Origin of the sequence: Nonomuraea sp. NPDC050540, assembly GCF_044457485.1 — a bacterium.
Lineage (GTDB): Bacteria > Actinomycetota > Actinomycetes > Streptosporangiales > Streptosporangiaceae > Nonomuraea.
Genome location: NZ_JBITHA010000015.1, coordinates 1 through 17,403 on the forward strand (window position 1 = coordinate 1; position 17,403 = coordinate 17,403).

General features: G+C 69.7%; 14 protein-coding genes and 1 riboswitch. Of the genes, 7 read left to right on the top strand and 7 right to left on the bottom strand.

Annotated features, from left to right (window positions below; all coding sequences use genetic code 11):
* The first annotated feature begins 294 nt into the window (after positions 1–294).
* Both ACIBI5_RS38685 and mgrA read left to right on the top strand, forming a co-directional pair.
* The gene (locus ACIBI5_RS38685) at positions 295–2,343 is read left to right on the top strand and encodes a S9 family peptidase (protein WP_397254299.1); all 2,049 of its coding nucleotides are present in this window, start codon (positions 295–297) and stop codon (positions 2,341–2,343) included.
* On the top strand, positions 2,340–3,323 hold the full coding sequence (gene mgrA, locus ACIBI5_RS38690) for an L-glyceraldehyde 3-phosphate reductase (RefSeq protein ID WP_397254301.1): 984 nt from the start codon (positions 2,340–2,342) through the stop codon (positions 3,321–3,323). Before ACIBI5_RS38685 ends, mgrA begins: the two co-directional genes overlap by 4 nt.
* On the opposite strand, the gene ACIBI5_RS38695 is transcribed toward mgrA, so the two are convergent.
* Positions 3,320–5,725 carry a flippase-like domain-containing protein gene (locus tag ACIBI5_RS38695; RefSeq protein WP_397254303.1) on the bottom strand — a complete coding sequence of 802 codons (2,406 nt, stop codon included), beginning with the start codon at positions 5,723–5,725 and terminating at the stop codon, positions 3,320–3,322. The genes mgrA and ACIBI5_RS38695 overlap by 4 nt on opposite strands.
* A gap of 415 nt (positions 5,726–6,140) precedes the next feature.
* On the opposite strand from ACIBI5_RS38695, the gene ACIBI5_RS38700 reads away from it, so the two are divergent.
* From ACIBI5_RS38700 to ACIBI5_RS38710, 3 genes are all read left to right on the top strand, one after another.
* Positions 6,141–7,229 (top strand): M28 family peptidase, encoded by a 1,089-nt coding sequence (locus ACIBI5_RS38700; RefSeq protein ID WP_397254305.1) that lies wholly within the window; start codon positions 6,141–6,143, stop codon positions 7,227–7,229.
* 91 nt (positions 7,230–7,320) lie between these two features.
* On the top strand, positions 7,321–8,874 hold the full coding sequence (locus ACIBI5_RS38705; protein ID WP_397254306.1) for a M28 family peptidase: 1,554 nt from the start codon (positions 7,321–7,323) through the stop codon (positions 8,872–8,874).
* 56 nt (positions 8,875–8,930) lie between these two features.
* A complete protein-coding gene (locus tag ACIBI5_RS38710; RefSeq protein ID WP_397254307.1) occupies positions 8,931–10,922 on the top strand; it encodes a molybdopterin-dependent oxidoreductase in 1,992 nt (663 codons plus the stop codon).
* Here ACIBI5_RS38710 and ACIBI5_RS38715 read toward each other — a convergent pair.
* Positions 10,909–11,838, bottom strand: a complete 930-nt coding sequence (locus ACIBI5_RS38715) for a GNAT family N-acetyltransferase (RefSeq protein WP_397254309.1) — start codon at positions 11,836–11,838, stop codon at positions 10,909–10,911. The two genes, ACIBI5_RS38710 and ACIBI5_RS38715, sit on opposite strands and share 14 nt — an antisense overlap.
* A 75-nt stretch (positions 11,839–11,913) precedes the next feature.
* Here ACIBI5_RS38715 and ACIBI5_RS38720 point away from each other — a divergent pair, with 75 nt between their 5' ends.
* Entirely contained in the window at positions 11,914–12,354 is a 441-nt protein-coding gene (locus tag ACIBI5_RS38720) for a hypothetical protein (RefSeq protein ID WP_379613964.1), read from the top strand.
* On the opposite strand, the gene ACIBI5_RS38725 is transcribed toward ACIBI5_RS38720, so the two are convergent.
* The 5 genes from ACIBI5_RS38725 to ACIBI5_RS38745 form a co-directional block, all read right to left on the bottom strand.
* Positions 12,323–13,237 carry an NADPH:quinone oxidoreductase family protein gene (locus ACIBI5_RS38725; RefSeq protein ID WP_397254310.1) on the bottom strand — a complete coding sequence of 305 codons (915 nt, stop codon included), beginning with the start codon at positions 13,235–13,237 and terminating at the stop codon, positions 12,323–12,325. The genes ACIBI5_RS38720 and ACIBI5_RS38725 overlap by 32 nt on opposite strands.
* A complete protein-coding gene (locus ACIBI5_RS38730; protein WP_397254312.1) occupies positions 13,234–13,701 on the bottom strand; it encodes an SRPBCC family protein in 468 nt (155 codons plus the stop codon). The genes ACIBI5_RS38725 and ACIBI5_RS38730 overlap by 4 nt, the downstream gene beginning before the upstream one ends.
* 24 nt (positions 13,702–13,725) lie before the next feature.
* Positions 13,726–14,109, bottom strand: coding sequence for a VOC family protein (locus tag ACIBI5_RS38735; protein ID WP_379613970.1), 384 nt, complete (start codon positions 14,107–14,109; stop codon positions 13,726–13,728).
* A 95-nt stretch (positions 14,110–14,204) separates the two neighbouring features.
* Positions 14,205–14,531, bottom strand: coding sequence for a DMT family transporter (locus ACIBI5_RS38740; RefSeq protein ID WP_379613972.1), 327 nt, complete (start codon positions 14,529–14,531; stop codon positions 14,205–14,207).
* A gap of 35 nt (positions 14,532–14,566) precedes the next feature.
* A riboswitch (guanidine-III (ykkC-III) riboswitch) is annotated at positions 14,567–14,626 on the bottom strand.
* Between the two features lie 4 nt (positions 14,627–14,630).
* Positions 14,631–15,449 (bottom strand): class I SAM-dependent methyltransferase, encoded by an 819-nt coding sequence (locus tag ACIBI5_RS38745; RefSeq protein WP_397254313.1) that lies wholly within the window; start codon positions 15,447–15,449, stop codon positions 14,631–14,633.
* Positions 15,450–15,552: 103 nt separating this feature from the next.
* On the opposite strand from ACIBI5_RS38745, the gene ACIBI5_RS38750 reads away from it, so the two are divergent.
* Positions 15,553–17,358 carry an acyl-CoA dehydrogenase gene (locus ACIBI5_RS38750; RefSeq protein WP_397254314.1) on the top strand — a complete coding sequence of 602 codons (1,806 nt, stop codon included), beginning with the start codon at positions 15,553–15,555 and terminating at the stop codon, positions 17,356–17,358.
* Positions 17,359–17,403: the final 45 nt, after the last annotated feature.

Sequence of the window (17,403 nt, forward strand, 5' to 3'; positions counted from 1 at the left end):
TTCAGCCGGTCCGCTTGGTGTCAAATTGACACTCGCGGGCTGACCTGCGGGAATTTCGACCACCCCGTCTCCGGGGCAACCCCTCTAACTTACTCGCTCCGAGACCGACAAGCAAATCGATCATCAGAACCAGCGCGTCGCAAGGGGATACCGACTCAGCACACGCCAGAGCCACCCGAGAGAGGTGGTTGGTTGCGCCGCACTGCGTCGGCTTTAGTAGATTAGCAGCGCCCCAGACCACTCGGGACACCTTCCGCAACACAGAACGATCACAGCCGAACATAGACTCCCCCCGTGAGCAGGAACACGCCGCCGACGGCGAAGAGGATCCCGACTGAGCGTCTCCATCACGGCGACACCGTGATCGACGAATACGCGTGGCTGACCGACAAGGAAGATCCCGACACGGTCTCCTATCTGGAAGCCGAGAACGCGTATCTCAAACAGGAGACCGCTCACCTGGCCGACCTCCAGGAGCAGGTTTTCCAAGAGATCAAGGGCAGGACCCAGGAAACCGACCTGTCCGTGCCCAGTCGTAAGGGCGCGTGGTGGTATTTCACCCGTACCGAGGAGGGCAAGCAATACGCCGTCTCCTCCCGGGTCCCCGCCACCGGCGACGAACCTCCGGAGATCCAGCCGGGCAAGGTTCTCGACCACGAGCAGGTGCTGCTGGACGGCAACGCGCTGGCCGGCGACAGCCCGTTCTTCTCGGTCGGCACCAGCGCGGTCTCCCCCGACGGCACGATGCTGGCCTACTCCACCGACTACAAGGGCGCCGAGCGCTTCACCCTGCGCTTCAAGAACCTGACCACCGGCGAGACGCTCCCCGACGAGATCGAGGACATCTTCTACGGCGGCGCCTGGTCCGCCGACGGCTCGACGTTCTTCTACACCCGGGTCGACGACGCCTGGCGCCCCCACCAGGTCTACCGCCACACCCTCGGCACCCATGACGACGTCCTGGTGTACGAGGAGTCCGACGAGCGGTTCTGGGTCGGCATCGGCCTGACCCGCAGCGAGCGCTACCTGGTCCTGGGCGCCGGCAGCAAGATCACCAGCGAGGTGCGCCTCCTGGCCGCCGACGACCCTTCCGGCGAGTTCCAGCTGGTACGCCCCCGCGAGACCGGCGTCGAATACGGCGTCGAGCACGCCGGAGACTTCTTCTACGTGCTGCACAACAAGGCCGCCGAGAACTTCGAGATCGCCACCGCCCCCCTCGGCTCCCCCGGCGACTGGACGCCGCTGATCGAGCACCGCGAGGACACCCGCCTGCTGGAGATCGACGCCTTCGAGAACCACGCCGTGGTGCACTTCCGCCGCGAAGGTCTCACCGGCCTGCGGATCCTGCCCAAGGACGCGGACGCGTACGAGATCGACTTCCCCGAGCCCCTCTACGACGTCGGGCCCGCGGGCAACCCCGAGTTCTCCACCGGCAGGCTCCGGCTGGCCTACACCAGCATGATCACGCCGCCCAGCATCTACGACTACGACCTGGCCACGCACGAGCTGATCCTGCTCAAGCAGCGTCCGGTGCTCGGCGGCTACGACCCGGGCGACTACGAGCAGGTCCGGGAGTGGGCCACGGCCGAGGACGGCACCCGCGTCCCGATCTCGATCGTCAAGCGCAAGGACGCCGCCAAGCCCGCCCCCACCGTCCTGTACGGCTACGGCAGCTACGAGACCTCCATCGACCCAAGCTTCTCCGTGGCCAGGCTGTCCCTGCTCGACCGCGGGTTCGTCTTCGCCATCGCGCACGTGCGCGGCGGCGGCGAGATGGGCCGCCGCTGGTACGAAGAGGGCAAGATGACCCGCAAGAAGAACACCTTCACCGACTTCGTGGCCACCGCGAAGCACCTGAAGGCGGCGGGCTGGAGCGAGCGGGTGGTCGCCAGGGGCGGTTCGGCCGGCGGCCTGCTGATGGGCGCGGTCGCGAACCTGGCTCCGGAGGAGTTCGCGGGCGTGGTGGCCGAGGTGCCGTTCGTGGACGCGCTGAACACGATCCTCGATCCGTCGCTCCCGCTGACCGTGATTGAGTGGGACGAGTGGGGCGATCCGCTGCACAACCCCGATGTCTACGCCTACATGAAGAGCTACACGCCTTACGAGAACGTGGACGGCCGGCCGTACCCGCCGATCCTCGCGATCACGAGCCTGAACGACACGCGCGTCCTCTACCACGAGCCGGCGAAGTGGATCGCCAGGCTGCGGGCGGTCGCGAACGGCGGGCCGTTCCTGCTGAAGACGGAGATGGGCGCCGGGCACGGCGGCCGCAGCGGACGTTACGACGCGTGGCGCGAGGAGGCGTTCGCGCTCTCCTGGATCATCGAGAGGGGCATCGCATGACCTACCAGGCCGACGAGGGCCGGTATCAGGACCGCATGCCGTACAACCGGAGCGGGCGCAGCGGGCTCAAGCTGCCCGCGGTCTCGCTGGGGTTGTGGCACAACTTCGGCGACGACCGTCCGCTGGAGAACTCGCGCTCGATCCTGCGGCGGGCCTTCGACCTGGGCGTGACGCACTTCGACCTGGCCAACAATTACGGCGTGCCGTACGGCTCGGCGGAGCGCAACTTCGGGACGATCTTCGCCCAGGACTTCGCGCGATACCGGGACGAGCTGATCATCTCGACGAAGGCCGGCTACGACATGTGGCCAGGGCCGTATGGGGAGTGGGGCTCGCGCAAGTACGTGCTGGCCAGCCTCGACCAGTCGCTCACCCGCATGGGGCTTGACCATGTCGACGTCTTCTACAGCCACCGGCCCGATCCGGAGACGCCGTTCGAGGAGACGATGGGCGCGCTGGACCACGCGGTGCGGTCGGGGAAGGCGCTGTACGCGGGCATCTCCAACTACTCGGCCGAGCAGACCGCGCAGGCGGCCAGGATCATGCGCGAGCTGGGCACGCCGCTGCTGATCCACCAGCCGTCCTACTCGATGATCAACCGGTGGATCGAGGACGGGCTGCTGGACGCTCTGGAGGACGCGGGGATGGGCTGCATCGTCTACTCGCCGCTGGCCCAGGGGCTGCTGACCGACCGCTACCTGAAGGACGTGCCGGCGGACTCGCGGGCGGCGACCAGCAGGTTCCTGTCGGCCGAGCGGGCGGAGCGCGATCGCGAGCTGGCCCGTGGTCTCAACGGCATCGCCGAGCAGCGCGGCCAGACGCTCGCCCAGATGGCCCTGTCCTGGGCCATGCGCGACCCCCGGGTCACCAGCGTGCTGATCGGCGCGAGCAGCGTGAAGCAGTTGGAGGACAACGTGGCCTGCGTGAACGGCCCAGCCTTCACCGAGGACGAACTGGCCCGGATCGACAAGCTTGTTTAGAGGGCCTCGTGCTTCTGCAGCCACGTGAAGGCCGCCCAGCCGGGGAGGACGGGGAGCCAGAACGTGAGCAGGCGGTAGAGCAGGACGGCGGAGGTGGCCACGGCGCTGTCGACGCCGGCCACCGTGAGGCCGCCCGCGAGCGCGAGTTCGACCGCGCCCAGACCACCCGGTGTGGGCGCGGCCGAGCCGATCGCGTTGGCGGTCAGGAAGACCACGGCGACGGCTGTGAAGGAGATGTCGCCGCCGAACGCGGAGACGCAGGCGTCGAGGCAGGTCACGAACGCGATCGTGATCATCACGGTCCCGGCGAAGCCCTCGAACATCTTCCGAGGCGACTGCAGCACGTCCAGCAGGCGCGGCAGCACGTTCGAGAAGAGTGAGCGCAGCCGCTTGGTGAGCATCCTGCGCAGCGGCGGCACGCCGAGCACGGCCACGATCAGCACCGCGACGGCCAGCATCACCAGGACCAGCCCGCGCGTGGGCGTGAACGAGGTGGCGGTGTTGGACCCGGTGATGTAGGCGAACAGCAGCAGCAGGCTGATGTGCGCGATCAGCATGACGAGCTGCGAGGCGCCCACGCTGGCCACGGCCGAGGCGGGCGGGATGCCGCGCTTCTGCAGGTAGCGGGTGTTGATCGCGACGGCGCCCACCGCGGGCGGCGCGACCAGCTTCACGAACGACGAGGCGAACTGCACCAGCACCGTCCGCCGCAGCGGCAGCGGCTCCGGCACGAACCCGCGCAGCATGAGCGCGGCGGCGATGAAGCTGACGAACGAGGCGGCCAGCGCCAGCAGCGACCAGGCCCAGTTGGCGGTGGTGATGACGGTGACGAGGTTGACCTGGCTGAGCTGGGACAGCAGGAAGTAGGCGGCCAGCGTGCTGGCGATGATCGTGACCAGCGTGCGCGGGCGGAACCGCTCCAGCCGGATCTCCTCGATCTTGGCCTGCGGCTTGAGCGCCTCGATCTGCTCCCGGATGGCCGACAGCAGGCCCTTGTCCTTGGCCAGCGCGGACCGTGTCTGGCGGGTCAGCGCGATCTTCTGCAGCAGCGGCATCGCCCCGGCCAGCGCGTCCTCGCCCACGACCCGGGCGGCGGAGGCGACCGAGCGTTCGGCCCCGACGCGCAGCGCGAGATAGGTGAGCAGCTGGACGACGTCGAGCCGCAGCAGCAGGTCGCCGGCGGCGATCTCGCCGCTTCTGGCGTCGGTGAGCACGACCCGGCCGTCGGCGTCGACGTGGATGCTGTCGCCGGTCAGCCGCCGGTGGGCCAGTCGCTGCAGGCGCAGCAGTTCGAGCTGCTCCCAGATCTGGGCGAGCAGGTCGTCGTCGATCTCGGAGTCGGGCAGCGCGTCGAGGGGGCGGGTGCTGAGGTGCTCGTAGGCGAGGAGCGCGGCTTCGGTGCCGACCTCGCTGGTGCCGAGCAGGCGCGGGGTCGAGGCCCCCGCCGCCTGCGCGGCGTAGGCCATGAGCGCCTCGCGTTCCAGCTCCGCGCGCAGCGACCTGATCGCCCTGCGCCTGGTCTCGGAGTTGAGCCTGATGCGCCGCCACAGCCGGTACGGCAGGCCGGCCACCTGCCGGTCACGGTCGAGAACGGTGACGTCGAGGCTGCTGCCGTCGTCCAGCCCGATGGCGTAGCGGCGGCTGCCCTGGTGGTCGTCTTCGATCCGCCGGGCGCTGACCGGCTGGAAGGAGAGCTTGCGCAGGGCGGCGATCACCGCGGTGCCGGGGGGCCTGGTGTTGGGGCTGCCGACGCCGTACAGCGTGCCGTAGCCGATGGCCATGCCGGCCACGATCGTCACCATCGCGCTGGGCAGCGTGAGCTGCTTGCTGGTGAACAGCGAGAGCACGTCGAGCGCGATGACCGTCCAGATCAGCGCCCGCCAGGTGGGCCTGCGTGAGATGCGTACGGCGGTGCTGTAGGCGACCACCGAGGCGAGCAGGGTGTTGAACGGCTCCACCCCCGGCCGGTTGCCGGTGAGCAGTTGCCGCAGGTCGCCGGCGGCGTCGGAGGACATGACCCATTCGCCGATGAGGAACGAGCCGACCAGGCCGATGATCGCCGCGATGAGGCCTTCCGCCACGCGCAGGCCGTCGCGGTGGAAGACGCGCTCGACCGCGAAGGCGACCGGCACGACGAGCACCGCGCCGCCGCCGAGGAAGGCGGCGACCCGGCTGAGCAGGTTGGGGACGAGGTTGGCGCCCTCGGCCACGTCGCCGGCCAGGCCGTTCAGCGTCTGCTTGGCGACCAGTGACAGCAGGACGACCGCGGCGAGCGCGAGCAGGGCGGCGATGAAGCGCAGCAGGTCGGAGGGGCGGCGCAGGCGTTGCGGGAGGAGCGGTTCGACGACGTAGACCTCTGGGTCCCTGTCGCCGGCCTCCGTTTCATGGCGCGGCTCAGCCACGGCCGGTTCCCTCTCCGAGAGGCCCGCCGCGTTGTCGCGTTCTCTGATTTCCGCCACCGTCCGCGATTCTGCACCTTCCAGGCCAGACCGTACGATCTTTGGCCTCTAGTGTCCCCAATCGTCACCTGAGTCAACGCCCCGGGTAAGGACTCGACCAGCGACGACGCGTCTAACCCCGGTGCGCGGCCAACGTTGGCATCCTCAGGCCATGATCACTCATACGATGCTGATCCTGGCCCTAGCCGCGCCGGGCGAACCGCTCGTAGATGCGGTCAAGGTGGACAACGTACTAGGACATCTCCAGGCCTTCCAAGCCATCGCTGACGCACACGGGGGCACCCGGGCAGCCGGCACGCCCGGATACGACGCATCTGCAGCCTATGTGGCCGCGCGGCTGCGTGACGCGGGTTACACTGTGCGGCTTCAGCCGTTCGCCTTCGACTTCTACCGGGAGCTGGCGCCGGCGGTGGTGGAGGGCGGCGGGCGGCGCCTCACCGGAGTGACCACATTGAGGTACTCCGGCGGCGGCGACGTGAACGCGGCGCCGCAGGAGGCGGGCGAGGGGTGCGCGGCCCGTGACTTCAAGGGTTTTCGCGCCGGGCGGATCGCGGTGACGCGGCGCGGGACGTGCATGTTCGAGGTGAAGGCGCGCAACGCGGCGGCCGCGGGGGCCAAGGCGCTGATCGTGGTCGACCAGAAGGGTTCCTTCGCGGGGAGCGCGGGGACGCCGCAGCCGATCCCGGTCGTGGGGGTGCCGCCGGAGGCGGGCGCGCAGGTGACCAGGCTGAAGAAGGTCCGGGTCACGACGAAGACCGTGAGCGAGGAGCGCATCACGCACAACGTGCTGGCCGAGACGCGGGGCACGGGCAAGGCGGTGATGGTCGGGGCGCACCTGGACTCGACGCTGGACGGGCCGGGCATCAACGACAACGGCTCGGGCAGCGCGGCGATCCTGGAGATCGCGCTGCGGGCGGCGCGTACGCCGTTGCGGCAGCCGGTGCGGTTCGCCTGGTGGGGCGCGGAGGAGGTGGGCCTGCTCGGGTCCGGCCACTACGTGCGGAGCCTGCCGGAGACCGATCGCAAGAAGATCGAGGCCTACCTGAACCTCGACATGATCGCCTCGCCGAACCACACGTTCGCGATCTTCGACGGCGACGACTCGGAGCGCACGGGCGCGGGCGCGGGGCCGAAGGGCTCGGCCAGGGTGGAGCGGGCGTTCCAGCGGTACTTCCGCGAGCGCGGGCTGCCGTTCCGCGCCGCCGATCTGACGGGCCGTTCGGACTACGGGCCGTTCATGGCGGCCGGGATCGCCTCCGGCGGGCTGTTCACCGGCGGCGAGGAGAAGAAGACGGAGAAGGAAGCCGGTCTGTTCGGCGGTACGGCGGGCCAGCCGCTCGACAAGTGCTACCACCAGGCCTGCGACACGTTGCGCAACGTCAGCGTGAAGGTGCTGGAGGTGACGGCGGACGCGGTCGCGGCGGTCGTCAGCCGCCTGGCCGCATAACAACTCCGGGGCAACATCTTCCCCAATAACCCCCCTTCAGAATACTTTTCACGCTATCGGGGGGATCGTTTCATCTTTACCGAGGAGCCATATGCGTCGTCGCCTGTCCGCAGGCGTGCTGGGTGCGGCCGCGCTCGCACTCGTCACCCCCCTGGCCCTGTCCGCTCCCGCGTACGCCGACCACGGCCGCGATCCCGCCCGCCAGCTCGTCCAGGCCGTCAAGGGCAAGCACGTCGAACGCCACCTGCGGGTGCTCGACCTGATCGCCAAAGCCGGCGGCGGCACCCGCGTCTCCAGCAGCCGCGGCCACGAGCTGTCGCGTGACTACGTGGCCACGCTGCTGCGCGCCGTCGGGTACAAGGTGACGGTCCAGCCGTTCGAGTTCACCTTCGACGGCTACCGGACCAAGCCCGTGCTCGAACGGCTCTCGCCCAGTCCCAAGGCCTACAAGAACGGCTTCTTCAACGACTACGTCGCGATGGGCGACTCCCCCGCCGGCGGCGTCACCGGGCAGATCCAGGCCGTGGACCTGGTGCTGCCGCCGACGCCCCAGCCGTCGTCCACCTCGGGCTGCGAGCCGGCCGACTTCGCCGGCTTCGTCAAGGGCCGCGTGGCGCTGCTGCAGCGCGGCACCTGCAACTTCGGGGTCAAGGCGAAGAACGCGCAGGACGCCGGAGCCAGTGCGGTGATCGTCCTCAACGAGGGCCAGCCCGGACGCACCGACGTGGACCTCAACCCGGCGCTCAGCGACCCGTCGATCACGATCCCGTCCTTCTTCACGAGCTTCGCCGTGGGCTCAGACCTGGCCGCGACGCCCGGGGCCACCGTGAAACTGAACTGGGACCCGCTGGTCGAGCAGCGCACCACCTACAACGTGATCGCCGAGTCGCGCGGCGGCCGGGCCGACAACGTCGTGATGATGGGCGCCCATCTGGACAGCGTGCAGGAGGGGCCGGGCATCAACGACAACGGCTCGGGCTCCGCCGGAGTGCTGGAGGTGGCGCTCCAGATGGCCAGGTTCCAGCCGGTCAACAAGGTGCGGTTCGGGTTCTGGGGCGCGGAGGAGTTCGGGCTGCTGGGGTCGAAGCACTATGTCGAGTCGCTGTCGCAGGAGCAGAAGAACGCGGTCGGGCTCTACCTGAACTACGACATGATCGGCTCGCCGAACTTCGCGTACCACATCTACGACGGTGACGGCGATGCGTTCGGGGTGCCGGGTCCGGCCGGGTCGGCGCAGCTGGAGAAGGACTTCCAGGGGTTCTACGGAGCTCGCGGCCTGCCGTTCAAGCCGAGTGAGTTCGACGGGCGCTCGGACTACAAGGCCTTCATCGACGCCGGGATCGCCGGCGGCGGGTTGTTCACCGGGGCCGAGAAGAAGAAGACCGAGGAAGAGGCCAAGCTCTTCGGCGGTACGGCGGGCGAGCCGTACGACCCGTGCTACCACGGCGAGTGCGACACGATCAAGAACGTCGACGCGACCGCGCTGGACGTGAACTCCGACGCGATCGCGGCCCTGGCCGCCAAGTACACCTACAGCAAGGCGGCGCTGGACGCCATCCACGGGCCGGGGGCGCCGCACACGCCGCCCGCGGCGCGGATGGCCGCCACCGTCACCCACGACGGGGTGCCTTCGGCGACGAGCTGACGATGCGGGAGCGCCTCGGGGGAACCTCCGGGGCGCTCTTTCGTAAGCTGTGCGTTATGTCGGGAAATCTGCAGGTTTTGGGGGCGTGTCCACTGGACTGCCCCGACACGTGCTCCTGGGTCGTCACCGTCGAGGACGGCGAGGCCGTCAAGATGCGCGGGAATCCCGACCAGCCGTACACGCGGGGCGCCCTTTGCGTGAAGGTCAACCGATATCTGGAGCACACGCGGGCGGCTGACCGGATTCTCCATCCGCTGCGCCGTACCGGGCCCAAGGGGTCGGGGCAGTTCGAGCGGATCAGCTGGGACGAGGCGCTCGACGAGATCGCCACCCGGTTGCGGAGCATCGTCGACGAGCACGGCGGCGAGGCGATCTGGCCCTATAACGGCACCGGGTCGCTCGGCTACGTGCAGGGGTGCGAGGGCGTGGCGGGGCGGCGGTTCTGGAACATGCTCGGCGCCTCCCGGCACTGGCTCAACATCTGCTCCTCCGCGGGCTCCTCCGGGCTGCGGCGCGCCAACGGCACCGCGGGCGGCATGGACCCGGAGAACCTCGCGCGGTCCAAGCTGATCCTGCTCTGGGGCACCAACACGCTGACCAGCGGGCACCACCTGTGGAAGTTCATCCAGGACGCGCGGGCCGACGGCGCGCACGTGGTGGCGATCGACCCGATCAGGACCCGTACCGCCGACCAGGCCGACGAGCACATCGCGATCCGGCCCGGCACCGACGCCGCGCTGGCGCTCGGCCTGCTCAACGTGGTGCTGGCCGAGGGCACACAGGACGAGGAGTACCTGGCCGCACATACCGAGGGCTGGGACGACTTCCGCGAAGAAATCCTGAAACATCCGGTGGAACGTGTGGCCGAGATCACCGGCATTCCCGCCACGACCGTCCACAGCCTGGGGACGAGGCTCGCCCACACCCGCCCCACCGCGATCCGCGCCACGATGGGCATCCAGCGCCACGCCGGCGGCGGTACGGCCATGCGCACGATCACCGCCATCCCCGGCGTGACCGGCGACTGGCGACACCCGGGCGGCGGCGTGGCGTACTCGACCAGCGACCACGTGCACTTCACCATCGACACCCGCGAGGACCTGCTGGCCCAGCCGGTGCGCACGCTGGCCATGACCCGCCTGGCCGCGGAGCTGCCGTCGGTGAAGTGCCTGTTCGTCTACGGCGCCAACCCGCTCGCCTCGACCTCCGACACCAACAGGATCCGCGGCGAGATGCTGCGCGAGGACCTGTTCACGGTGGTCATGGAGCACTTCCCCACCGACACCGCCGACTACGCCGACATCGTGCTGCCCGCGACCATGCAGACCGAGCACATGGACCTGCACGCCGGCTACGGCCACCTCTACCTGCTGTGGAACGAGCCCGCCGTCCCGCCGCCCGGCGAGTGCCTGTCCACGACGGAGACCTTCCGCCGCCTGGCCGAGCGCATGGGCATGACCGAGCCGTCGTTGTTCGACACGGACCTGGAGCTGGCCGAGCAGCTTCTGTCGAGCGGACATCCGTCGCTGGAGGGCGTCACGCTCGACCGGTTGCGCAAGGAGGGATGGGTGCGGATGAGCTACCCCAAACCCTTCGCGCCCTTCGCCGACGGCTTCCCGACCCGGTCGGGACGGCTGCGCTTCCCGCCGCCCGGCAAGGCCTACGTGCCGCCGTACTCGGCGGGCAAGGACGGGCTGACGCTGATCACCCCGGCCGCGCACACGTTCCTCAACACGATCTTCGGCAACAATCCCGAGCTGCGGAAGAGGTCGAAGGAGCCGGTGGTCCTGGTCAACGCGGCCGACGCGGCGGCGCGCGGGCTGGCCGACGGCCAGCGGGTGCGCGTGCACAACGCCAACGGCGAGTTCCTGGCCGACGTGGAGATCAGCGACCGGGTGGCCGCCGGGGTCGTGGCCTCGCCGAAGGGCCGCTGGCCGAAGTTCTCGCCCGGCGGCTCCGGCCCGAACGCCGTGGTGGACGAGCGCGACGCCGACATGGGCAAGGGCGCCGTCTACCACGACAACATCGTCGAGCTCACGCCGGTGTGAGCGGCAGCTTGAACCCTTCGTGAGACTGGGCGTAGCCGAGGGAGCGGTAGAAGCGGTGCGCTTCCTCGCGCTGCTTGTCCGAGGTGAGCTGCACCATCACGCAGCCGCGTGCCCGGCCCTTGGCGTGGGCCCACTCCATCATCTTGCGGCCCCAGCCCTGGCCGCGCAGGTGGGCGGCGACGCGTACCGCCTCGACCTGGAGGCGGGTGGCGCCGTTGCGGGAGATGCCGGGGATGTAGGTGAGCTGCATCGTGCCGACGATCTCGCCCTTCAGCTCGGCCACGATCAGCTCGTTGTTCGGGTCTGCCTGGATGGCGGCGAAGGCGGACTCGTGGGCGGGGCCGTACGTGCCGGTGCGGCGGGCGGCGACCGCGTCGTCGGCGATGAGGGCCACCACGGCGGGGACGTCCTCGGCCCGCGCCTCGCGGAACACCAGCGACAGCACGTACTGGGAGTCCTGGAGCGACGGGTTGGACGGCAGTCCCATGACCTTGCCCGTGGGGACGAAACCCTTGCCCGCGTACAGGGCGCGGGCGGCGGTGTTCACGTCGACGGCCCAGAGCTCGACCTCCTCGGCCTGCCTGCCGCGCGCCCAGGCGATCACCTCGTCCACCAGCCGCGAGCCGACCTTGGCTCCCCTGGCCTCAGGGGCGACCCACATGGACAGCAGGTGCACGTGCTCCGGCCGCTCGGCGAGGCCGTAGACCATGCCGTGGATCGCACCGTCCGCCGTGGCGGCGAAGAACACCGAATCCGGATTCTCCAGGCGTTCGATCCATTTCTCCGCGGGGAAGGCGGCCTCGCGCTCATAGGTGGATCCGAACGCGTCGGGAGAGTCGGCGAGGGCGCGCAGCCGTACCTCGCGCAGGCGCTCGGCGTCGGCCGTGGTCAGGCGTTCAATGGTGAATTCAGGCATGTCCGCATCATGTCAGGGACGGGTCAGGGTCCATCCCCGATGTGAACAAGGGCCGTGAAAGGGCAACCTGAGGCCATGAACGAAATCAGCCGACGCGACGAGATGTCGCTTTCCGGCGCCGCCCTCCGCGGCGCCCCCTGGAAGGCCGCCGTGGTCGGTGGCGGCGCCACCGCCGCCATCGCCTGGGTGTTCTCCGGGTTCGACGACATGGCCTGGGCGCTCGGCCTGGGCATCAACCTGTTCGCGCTGATCGCCGCGATCGGCGCGGTCGCCAAGCCGGACGTGAGTGACCGGGTGACCCGGCAGGCCAGGATGTGGTCGCTCAAGCACCCGTGGAAGTTCGCGCTCCTGCCGGCCGGAATCTCGGCCGTCCTGGACTACCCGGTGCAGTTGGTGCTCGACGGCGAGGGCGTCTTCGGGGCCGCGTGGGGCGCGCTGTGGCACGGTGCGCTGGTCTACCTGATCGCGGCCGTCCTGACGTTCGTCATGCAGGGACGAGCACGATCTTCCCAGTGACCCGCCGCTCCACCAGATCCGCCATGGCCTGCCCCGCCTGCTCCAGTGGCCGCACCTGCGGCGCCACGGGATCGATGCCCGGCATGGCCAGCAGTTCCTCCAGCATCGCCCGGTTCTCCGCCGCATGGGTCATGGACCACGCGCCCCAGTCCAGGCCCATGACGGACCGGCTGCGCAGCAGCACCTGGTTGGCGGGGAGCCGCGGGATCTCCCCGGAGGCGAAGCCCACCACCAGCAGCCGCCCGCGCTCGCGCAGCGCGCGCAGGGCCTGCTCCGACAGCGCGCCGCCGACAGGGTCGACCGCCACGTCCACCCCCCAGGCGCGCGCTGTGACCTTGAGGTCGTCGTAGCCGACGGCCTCGTCCGCCCCGGCCGTGATCGCCACCTCGCGCTTGGCCGCGCTCGACGCCGCCGCCAGTACGTCCGCTCCCAGCGCCTTGGCCACCTGAACCGCCGCCAGCCCGACCCCGCCGCCCGCGCCCAGCACCAGCACGCGCTCGCCCGGCCGCAGCCCCGCCCGCTCCCGCAGCGCGAACAGCGCCGTGCAGTGGCTCTGCGCGAAGGCCGCCGCTCGCGCGGCGTCGAGATGATCAGGCAGCGGTACGGCCTGCGCCGCGTGCACCAGCACATGGCTGGCGAACCCGCCGAGACCGGTGATGGCCAGGACCCGCGTGCCGTCGGGAGTGCGCCCCGCCACCTCGTACCCGGGGGTGAACGGCAGCGGCGGCCTGATCTGGTAGCCGCCGCGCACCATGAGCCCATCGACGAAGTTCACCCCGGCCGCCTCGACCTCGATGAGCACCTGCCCGGGGCCCGGGACGGGGTCGGGGGCCTCGACGAGTTCGACGGGCTTGCCGTACTCGGTGCAGACGACCGCCTTCATCGGCGCTCCGCCACGCGCTTGAGGTTCTCCAGCGTCGTGGCCATGTTCGCGGTGTTGTGGCTGACCCGGTCGGGCACGTTGGTGGCCCAGCCGCCGACGACGCGCATGAACGCGCCGCGGGTGTCCCACGTCTTCTGTTCGACCAGGCAGCCCTCGTCGGTCGGTGTCAGGTCGAAGCGCCATACGGCCACGTCGAGCACTCCCCCGGCGCGGACGTGGTAGGCGAAGGCGCGGCCGGGTTCCGCGGCGGTGACCGTGCACCGGGTGGACCAGCGGCGGGCGCCGTTGCGGTTGCCGCCGACGAAGCGCGCGCCTCTTCTGGGCTCCTTGATCTCGCCGACCCAGCGGGCCCTGCGGCACTCGGCGTTCCAGGTGCCGAGGTTGGCGAGGTCGGTGATGAGCTCGTAGACCCGCTGTGCGGGGGCGGCGATCTCGATGCGTGCGGACGCGCTTGGCTCGCTCATGCCGCCAGTCTGGTTGACCGAACTTTATTCGGGCAAGCCTCTCTCGGCCTGGCTTCTGCAGACGTCGAACTCGTTGCCCTCGGGGTCGCGCATGACGACCCAGCCGACGCCGTCCGCGGTGCGGCGGTCGTCGAAGATCGTGGCGCCGAGGCCGAGCAGGCGCTCGACCTCCTGGTCGCGGGTGCGGCCCTCGGTGCCGTTGACGTCAAAGTGGATGCGGTTCTTGATCGTCTTGCCCTCGGGGACCTTGACGAACAGCAGGTAGGGGTCCTGTTTGGTGCGCAGCATCACTTCGTCGTCGCCGGGGACGTCGCCTTCGCCGAGCGGCAGGCCGGTGGCCTCCGACCACCAGACGGCCAGCTCGTAGGGATTGGCCGCGTCGATGGTGACGGCATGGATCTCAATCATGCGGCCCAGTCAACCGAACACCACCAAAGCCGTCAAGGAGGTTATGCGGCCGTGCGGCAGGGGAACAGACCGCACGGCCGAGCCCGTGAGGGGGGTCAGTGGGCGGCGCCGCCCGCCAGGTTGAGCCCGATGACGCCGATGACGATGAGCGCGATGCTGGCGACCCGTGCGAACGACACGTTGTCCCCCATGGCGAGCATGCCCACGATCGCGGTGCCCACGGCGCCGATGCCGGTCCAGACGGCGTAGGCGGTGCCGACTTCAAGCGATTTGAGGCTGTAGGCCAGCAGGCCGAAGCTCAGGACCGCGAAGCCCAGGAACGAGATGGTCCACCACAGATGCGACAGCCCGTTGCTCATCTTGAGCGACAGGGCCATCACCACCTCGAAGGCGCCGGCGATGATGAGCAGGATCCACGCCATGACGATGCACTCCCTTGCGAACGATTCGACAATGTCGTGCGTCGTCTTGGCGAACCGGGTACGGCGCGTCTCGTCCGGGAGCTTTGTCGCTCATTTCGTCTAACGGCGGGCGTTCTCCGATGATTCCCACCAGATCGTGACCCAGCGGTCACGCGGCACCGGCCACATGCCGAGCTCCATCGCGGTCTCCGCCACCTCGGGGGCGCGGGCGGGGTCGAGGCAGATGCGGTGGCAGGCGGAGGCGGCCAGTTCCTCCAGCGTGCCGAAGCGTTCCAGCGGCGACTCGCGCTCCTCCACCCGCACGCCGAAGCCCATGGCCGCGGCCAGCGCCACCACGTCTTCCGCGACGGGCCGCACGGGGCGGCGTACGTCGTGGAAGTGCTCCCATAGCGGAGCGAGCCAGCTCATCGGGTGGCGGTGGGTGAGCTCCAGCACGACGCGGTGGCGGGCGTGCGCGTCGAGTTCGCGCAGGAAGCCGGTGAGGTCGGGCACGTTGTAGACGACGTGCGCGGCCACGGCCACGTCGGCGACGGGCACCTCGGGCGCCACGTCGGGCCAGCGGCCCTCGACCCGGATGACCTCGACGCCGAGCTTGTCCGCCTTGGGGCCGAGTGCGGCCAGCATCTCGGGTGAGGTGTCCACGGCGATCACCGCGCTCAGGTGCTCGTGCAGCGGCAGCGAGGCGGCGCCCGCGCCCGCGCCGACGTCCAGGACGGTGCCGCCCTCTGGCAGGGCCTCGGCCAGGCGCGTCATCGTCGGGCCATGGTCGGGCTCGGCCAGCGCGCGGTCGGCGCGCGTGGCGAATCTGGCGGGATGGTGGCCCCACGGATCGGCCGTGGCCTTCTCCAGGATTTCCGGAGGAATGGCCCACGAACCCAGGCGCTCCCGCCACAGGGCGGAGAGCTCTTCGGCGTTCATGCAGACGAGCATGCCACGCATACCAGTGGTTACCCGCGGGTAGCATTTCTAGTAAGGTTACTGGCCAGTAGACTAACGCCGCGGTTCAAGGAGATCAGCAGCCATGGGCCACTACAAGAGCAACGTGCGCGACCTGGAGTTCAACCTCTTCGAGGTGTTCGGCCGCCGTGACATCCTCGGCACCGGGCCCTATGCGGAGGTCGACGAGGACGTCGCCCGGAGCATTCTCGACGAGGTCAACCGACTGTCCACGACCGTCCTTGCCGATTCGTTCGAGGAGGGCGACCGCACCCCGCCGGTCTTCGACCCCGCCACGAGCACCGTGACCGTCTCCGACGGCGTCAAGAAGTCCTACAAGGCGCTCGTGGACGGCGGCTGGGCGCATCTTGACCTGCCGGTCGATCTGGGCGGCCCCGGCATCCCGCGGACCCTCGCGTGGGCCACGGCCGAGATGGTCCTGGGCGCCAACCCGGCGCTGTACATGTACGCCGCCGGCCCCAATTTCGCCTACACCCTGTGGAAGACCGGCACCACCGACCAGAAGCGCTTCGCCGAACTGGCCATCGAGCGCAACTGGGGCGCCACCATGGTGCTCACCGAGCCCGACGCCGGCTCCGACGTCGGCGCGGGCCGCGCCAAGGCGATCCAGCAGCCCGACGGCACCTGGCACATCGAGGGCGTCAAGCGCTTCATCACCAGCGCCGAGCACGACATGTCGGAGAACATCTTCCACCTCGTGCTGGCCCGCCCCGAGGGCCACGGCCCCGGCACCAAGGGCCTGTCGATGTTCCTGGTTCCCAAGTACCACGTGAACCTGGAGACCGGCGAGCTCGGCGAGCGCAACGGCGCCTACGTCACCAACGTCGAGAAGAAGATGGGGCTCAAGGTCTCCACGACCTGCGAGCTCACCTTCGGCGACAAGCACCCGGCCATCGGCACCCTGGTCGGCGACGTGCACGAGGGCATCAAGCAGATGTTCATGGTCATCGAGCACGCCCGCATGATGGTCGGCACCAAGGCCATCGCCACCCTGTCCACCGGCTACCTGAACGCGCTGGAGTACGCCAAGTCCCGCGTCCAGGGCGCCGACCTGACCAAGATGACCGACAAGGCCGCCCCCCGCGTCACCATCACCCACCACCCCGACGTACGCCGCGAGCTCATGCTGCAGAAGGCCTACGCCGAGGGCATGCGCGCGCTGGTCATGTTCACCGCGACCTTCCAGGACGCCATCCAGATCAACCCGGACGACCAGGCCGCGCACGCCATGAACGACCTGCTCCTCCCGATCGTCAAGGGCGTCGGTTCCGAGCGCTCCTACGAGCTGCTCTCCCGCTCGCTGCAGACCCTGGGCGGCTCCGGCTACCTGCAGGACTACCCGATCGAGCAGTACATCAGGGACGCCAAGATCGACTCCCTCTACGAGGGCACCACCGCGATCCAGGGTCTCGACCTGTTCTTCCGCAAGATCCTGCGCAACCAGGGCGCCGCCGTCGGCTCCCTGCTGGCCGACATCAACGCCTTCGCCGCCTCCGAGGCGGGAAACGGCCGCCTGAAGGAGGAGCGCAAGCTCCTCGCCGAGGCCGCGGCCGAGGTCAAGGCCATGGGCGACACGATGGCCGGCTGGGCGCTGGGCTCGCTGGAGGCGCCGGGTGAGCTCTACAAGGTCGGCCTGAACTCCACCAGGTTCCTGCTGGCCCTCGGCGACCTCATCATCGGCTGGCTGCTGCTGCGCCAGTCGGAGGTTGCCCTGGCCCGCCTGTCCGAGGGCGAGGACGCCTTCTACCAGGGCAAGGTCGCCGCCGCCTCCTTCTTCGCCGGCACCGTCCTGCCGAGGATCGCCACCGAGCGGCGCATCCTCGACGCGACCGGGCTGGAGCTGATGGAGCTGCCGGAAGAGGCCTTCTGACCCAGGGGTCCGTGAAGACCGCCCGCCGCATCGGCGGGCGGTCTA

Bases quoted from the DNA above. Each gene is read 5' to 3' on its own strand.
- mgrA (WP_397254301.1), top strand. From the start codon at position 2,340: ATGACCTACCAGGCCGACGAGGGCCGGTATCAGGACCGCATGCCGTAC.
- ACIBI5_RS38705 (WP_397254306.1), top strand. From the start codon at position 7,321: ATGCGTCGTCGCCTGTCCGCAGGCGTGCTGGGTGCGGCCGCGCTCGCA.
- ACIBI5_RS38710 (WP_397254307.1), top strand. From the start codon at position 8,931: ATGTCGGGAAATCTGCAGGTTTTGGGGGCGTGTCCACTGGACTGCCCC.
- ACIBI5_RS38715 (WP_397254309.1), bottom strand. From the start codon at position 11,838: ATGCCTGAATTCACCATTGAACGCCTGACCACGGCCGACGCCGAGCGC.
- ACIBI5_RS38720 (WP_379613964.1), top strand. From the start codon at position 11,914: ATGAACGAAATCAGCCGACGCGACGAGATGTCGCTTTCCGGCGCCGCC.
- ACIBI5_RS38725 (WP_397254310.1), bottom strand. From the start codon at position 13,237: ATGAAGGCGGTCGTCTGCACCGAGTACGGCAAGCCCGTCGAACTCGTC.
- ACIBI5_RS38730 (WP_397254312.1), bottom strand. From the start codon at position 13,701: ATGAGCGAGCCAAGCGCGTCCGCACGCATCGAGATCGCCGCCCCCGCA.
- ACIBI5_RS38735 (WP_379613970.1), bottom strand. From the start codon at position 14,109: ATGATTGAGATCCATGCCGTCACCATCGACGCGGCCAATCCCTACGAG.
- ACIBI5_RS38740 (WP_379613972.1), bottom strand. From the start codon at position 14,531: ATGGCGTGGATCCTGCTCATCATCGCCGGCGCCTTCGAGGTGGTGATG.
- ACIBI5_RS38745 (WP_397254313.1), bottom strand. From the start codon at position 15,449: ATGAACGCCGAAGAGCTCTCCGCCCTGTGGCGGGAGCGCCTGGGTTCG.
- ACIBI5_RS38750 (WP_397254314.1), top strand. From the start codon at position 15,553: ATGGGCCACTACAAGAGCAACGTGCGCGACCTGGAGTTCAACCTCTTC.